General features: G+C 58.7%; 4 protein-coding genes. All 4 read left to right on the top strand.

Going from position 1 to position 3,016, the window contains the following annotated elements; genetic code table 11:
* Positions 1 to 684: taurine ABC transporter substrate-binding protein (gene tauA, locus ACLQ7H_RS18835; RefSeq protein WP_411753982.1), on the top strand; the 684-nt coding region annotated here is incomplete at its 5' end.
* A gap of 10 nt (positions 685 to 694) precedes the next feature.
* The gene (tauB, locus tag ACLQ7H_RS18830) at positions 695 to 1,462 is read left to right on the top strand and encodes a taurine ABC transporter ATP-binding subunit (protein ID WP_411753981.1); all 768 of its coding nucleotides are present in this window, start codon (positions 695 to 697) and stop codon (positions 1,460 to 1,462) included.
* Entirely contained in the window at positions 1,459 to 2,292 is an 834-nt protein-coding gene (gene tauC / locus ACLQ7H_RS18825) for a taurine ABC transporter permease TauC (protein WP_411753980.1), read from the top strand. The genes tauB and tauC overlap by 4 nt, the downstream gene beginning before the upstream one ends.
* Positions 2,289 to 3,016: taurine dioxygenase (tauD, locus tag ACLQ7H_RS18820; RefSeq protein ID WP_411753979.1), on the top strand; the 728-nt coding region annotated here is incomplete at its 3' end. The genes tauC and tauD, both read left to right, overlap by 4 nt.

Here is a 3,016-nt window from a genome sequence, read left to right as displayed (position 1 = left end):
CTGGGTAGTTCCGAAGCGCTGGTGGTAAAAAAGGATATCAAATCTCCCCAGGATCTGATCGGTAAGCGCATTGCGGTACCGTTCATTTCCACCACTCACTACAGCCTGCTGGCCTCCTTGAAACACTGGGGCATCAAACCTGACCAGGTGCAAATTCTCAACCTGCAACCGCCAGCCATTGCGGCGGCCTGGCAGCGTGGGGATATCGACGGGGCCTACGTATGGGCACCGGTGGTCAATGAACTCGCCAAACAGGGCAAGGTATTGACCGACTCCGAACAGGTTGGCCAGTGGGGTTCACCAACGCTGGACGTGTGGGTAGTTCGTAAAGACTTTGCCGAGCAGCATCCGGAAGTCGTCACCGCGTTTGCTGCCAGCGCCCTGAAAGCGCAGAAGGCCTACCTGGCACAGCCGGAGCAGTGGCTAAAAGATTCAAGCAACCTCAACACGCTGGCTCGCCTGAGCGGAGTGCCGCCAGAACAGGTGCCGGAACTGGTGAAGGGTAATCGCTACCTGCCGGTCGCCGATCAGATCACTCAACTGGGCCAGCCGGTAGATAAAGCCATTCGTGATACCGCCGAGTTCCTTAAGCAACAAGGTAAGATCCCGCAGGTGGACAGTGATTACAGCGCCTATGTGACCGACCGTTTTGTCAAACAGGTGCAGTCTGCGCCGCAGTCGTAAGGGAGCCGCCATGCTAAACGTTAGCCATCTTTCGGCCGATTATCAGGGGCGTGCGGCGCTGCGCGATGTGTCGTTCCAGATCGCCGCCGGGCAACTGGTGGTGGTGTTGGGGCCTTCCGGCTGCGGCAAGACCACGTTGCTGAATTTGATCGCCGGCTTTATTGAGCCAACGGCAGGTAGCATTACGCTGGATGAAGTCCCCGTCAAAGGCCCGGGTGCCGAGCGGGGCGTGGTCTTCCAGCATGAAGGCTTACTGCCGTGGCGCAACGTGGTGGATAACGTGGAGTTTGGCTTGCAACTGGCCGGTGTGGCCAAGCCGCAACGCCGCAAGGTGGCGCAGCAGATGTTGCAACGCGTTGGGCTGACCGGCTATGAACAACACTTCATCTGGCAACTGTCCGGTGGGATGCGTCAGCGGGTGGGTATTGCACGTGCCTTGGCCGCCGATCCTCGGCTGTTGCTGCTGGATGAGCCTTTCGGGGCACTGGACGCGTTCACTCGCGAACAGATGCAGGAACTGCTGTTGAACATTTGGCGCGATACTGGCAAGCAGGTACTGCTGATCACCCATGACATCGAAGAAGCGGTATTCCTGGCCAGCGAGCTGTTACTGCTTTCTCCTGGCCCTGGACAGGTGGTGGAGCGTTTATCGCTGAACTTTGGCCAGCGCTATGCCGCCGGAGAGGCTTGCCGCGCCATCAAGTCCGATCCTGAGTTTATCGCCCAGCGTGAATACGTGCTGGGCCGGGTGTTCCAACAGCGCGAGGCCTTGCTATGAGCCTGCATTCTGTTCTGAAAGCCGCAGTACCGACAGCGGTGCGTCAATCTCGTTTCACGTTGCCGCGCAGCCTAAAGCTGAGCACGGCAACCTTGCTGGTGTTGTTGGCAATCTGGTGGGCGGTAACCGCCTTGCAGTTGATCAGCCCGTTATTTCTGCCCGCGCCGCAGCAGGTATTGCATCAGTTGGTGGTCATTGCCAGCCCGCAAGGCTTTATGGATGCCACGCTGTGGCAACATCTGGCCGCCAGCCTGGGGCGAATCCTGGTGGCACTGCTTGCTGCAGTGGTCATCGGCGTCCCGGTGGGTATTGCGATGGGGTTGAGTGAGACGGTGCGTGGTCTGCTCGATCCCCTGATTGAAATTTATCGCCCGGTGCCGCCGCTGGCCTATCTGCCACTGATGGTGATCTGGTTTGGCATCGGTGAAACCTCAAAAATTCTGCTGATCTACCTGGCGATTTTTGCCCCGGTGACGCTTTCGACCGTGGCAGGAGTACGCAGCGTAGCGCAGGTTCGCATCCGTGCCGCGCAGGCTTTGGGAGCCAACCGCTGGCAACTGCTGCGTTTTGTGGTGTTGCCCAGCGCGCTACCGGAAATTCTGACCGGCATCCGTATTGGCTTGGGCGTCGGCTGGTCTACGCTGGTGGCTGCCGAACTGATTGCCGCCACGCGCGGTTTGGGATTTATGGTGCAGTCCGCCGGTGAGTTTTTGGCGACCGACGTGGTGATCGCCGGTATCAGCGTGATTGCGATAATCGCATTTGGTCTGGAACTGGGGCTGCGTGCCTTACAGCGCCGGTTGACCCCCTGGCATGGAGTACAGCAATGAACGAACGTTTAGCAATTACCCCGTTGGGGCCTTATATCGGTGCGCTGGTGGAAAACGTCAATCTGGCGCGGCCACTGGGCGACGGCCAGTTTGAACAGCTTTACCATGCCTTGCTCAAGCATCAGGTGCTGTTCCTGCGCGATCAGCCCATCACACCGCTACAGCAGCGCGAGCTGGCAGGGCGCTTTGGCGATCTGCATATTCATCCGGTGTATCCACATGCTCCCGATGTGGAGGAGATCATTGTGCTGGATACCCATGACGATAACCCGCCGGATAACGACAACTGGCATACCGACGTCACCTTTATTGAAAACCCACCGCAGGGGGCGATTTTAGCCGCCAAGCAGTTGCCGACGACCGGAGGCGATACGCTATGGGCTAGCGGGATTGCCGCTTATGAGGCGTTGTCCGAACCCTTTAAGCGGCTATTGGCCGGGTTGCAGGCGGAGCATGACTTCACCAAGTCGTTCCCTGAATATAAACATCGTGGCAGTGAGGAGGAGCATCAGCGCTGGCAGTTGGCCGTGCAGAAAAACCCACCGTTGCTGCATCCGGTGATCCGCACCCATCCGGTGACCGGCAAGCAGGCGCTGTTCGTCAATGAAGGATTTACTACGCGGATTGTCGGGTTGGCGGCGAAGGAGAGCGATGCTCTGCTGAACTTCCTGTTTGCGCATATCACCAAGCCGGAGTTTCAGGTGCGCTGGCGCTGGCAGGCCAA

This window comes from Serratia sp. (in: enterobacteria) (genome assembly GCF_046715635.1).
Taxonomy (GTDB): domain Bacteria; phylum Pseudomonadota; class Gammaproteobacteria; order Enterobacterales; family Enterobacteriaceae; genus Chania.
Note: the sequence above shows the minus strand (reverse complement) of the source record. Positions and strands in the feature narration are given on the sequence as shown.